The sequence below is a fragment of the Sphaerospermopsis reniformis genome, assembly GCF_005402885.1.
GTDB classification, from domain to species: domain Bacteria; phylum Cyanobacteriota; class Cyanobacteriia; order Cyanobacteriales; family Nostocaceae; genus Sphaerospermopsis; species Sphaerospermopsis kisseleviana.
This window is the reverse complement of the sequence record NZ_BJCE01000473.1, coordinates 1-1462: the sequence shown is the minus strand read 5'-3', so window position 1 is coordinate 1462 and position 1462 is coordinate 1. Positions and strand designations below refer to the sequence as shown.

Genomic DNA, 1462 nt, shown 5'->3' with positions numbered 1-1462 from the left:
AATAACCGTTGTGATTCTTCAGGATTATTATGAATGTACTCAACTATGTTGCTCATAATCTCAGGGTAGATGCACGATTTTACCTTGTTATACCATAATTTGATTCTTTTTCGGAGATGTCTATTGAATATGTTTTAAATATTCTCGAATTTGATTGAGTTCTCTTTTAAAGTTTTCTAATGATTCTATATTCATAATTTCTACCAAACTTTATTTAATGTAGCTTTGTAGAAACTTATCAAAATATTCGATTCTTGTTTCCAATGCTTTTTTGGTAGCATACCTACCTTCAAAAAGAAAACGATTATTTTCTTCTTCTACATATAACATTTTTTCATCAGAATACATCTCATTTTTTATCGCTTCCTTATGCTTTAATAATTCATTCTTAAAGGGAAGTTTACTAGCAAATACTTGCATAATTGGATCATACACTATTTTTAAAGGAATTTTTCTATTCCGCTCTCCTTGTGGTGGAGGTGGAATAAAAGCTGAATCTTCCAAGATATAATAAATCAATTCAATAGTTTCATTGAAAAGCTTTTCAAGATTTTCAATAGTTTCATCTGGAAAATTATTTGCTTGTTTTAAATATTCATCTAAAAACTTATCAACTGGAAGTTTTAATTTATCTAAATGACGGTAAGCGAAGAATCGTAAAACTAATTCTACATCTTCCATTTTGCGATAAGATTCACTTTCTAGTAATTTTTCTTCTCCTTCACTTTGTAAAGGGAACTTCCACATTTTACGAAAATAGTCATTTTGAGAAAGTTTTAGACATAATTGGTTAAACTTACCATTATATAAAGCATTCCTGGTTTCCTGTGGAGTTAATTCTTCTCCTCCACTGTTTAATCTCTGAAACACTATTTTTTTAATATGTTCAGCTTCTTCTAGACTTTCTGCTGTTTCTTGCAATAACACAATAAATGATAAATATCTTCTATCTAGAATTTTTCTAACCTGTCCTGGTAAATTTTGATAATTTCTACCTTCTAATTCCTGCCAATATTCTAATTCTTCTAAAAAAAATTTTCCTTTGTAGAAATCATAAATAGTAGTTAGTCTTTGCTGTCCGTCTATTACTTCATAGAGAGAATATTCTATTTCATACAGAAATATAGGTGGAATTGGTACATTCATTATTAATGATTCTATTAAACGAGATTTTCGAGTATTACCCCATCTTTTTCTACGCTTATATTCAGGATCAAGAATATATTTTTTACTATCAAGCATTGTCGGTATACTATCTAAAGGATAACGAGCTTGTTCGGTAATAATTCTAATTTCACGCTTTTTATATTTTTTATTGATTTCTTCGTCTGACACTCAGGGGAAACGCATCTAAATTATCTTGACAAAATATCATATTAGTGAATCAAGATGAAAAAAATATCTACTTTCATTCAAAATCTGATTAATTCCTTTATTAATATCCTAAAAGTTGAATAAATTG

General features: G+C 28.3%; 1 protein-coding gene. It reads right to left on the bottom strand.

Annotation, left to right across the window (positions count from 1 at the left end):
- Positions 1-210: 210 nt before the first annotated feature.
- Positions 211-1335 (bottom strand): DUF262 domain-containing protein, encoded by a 1125-nt coding sequence (locus FFR48_RS27800; protein ID WP_137669568.1) that lies wholly within the window; start codon positions 1333-1335, stop codon positions 211-213.
- Positions 1336-1462: the final 127 nt, after the last annotated feature.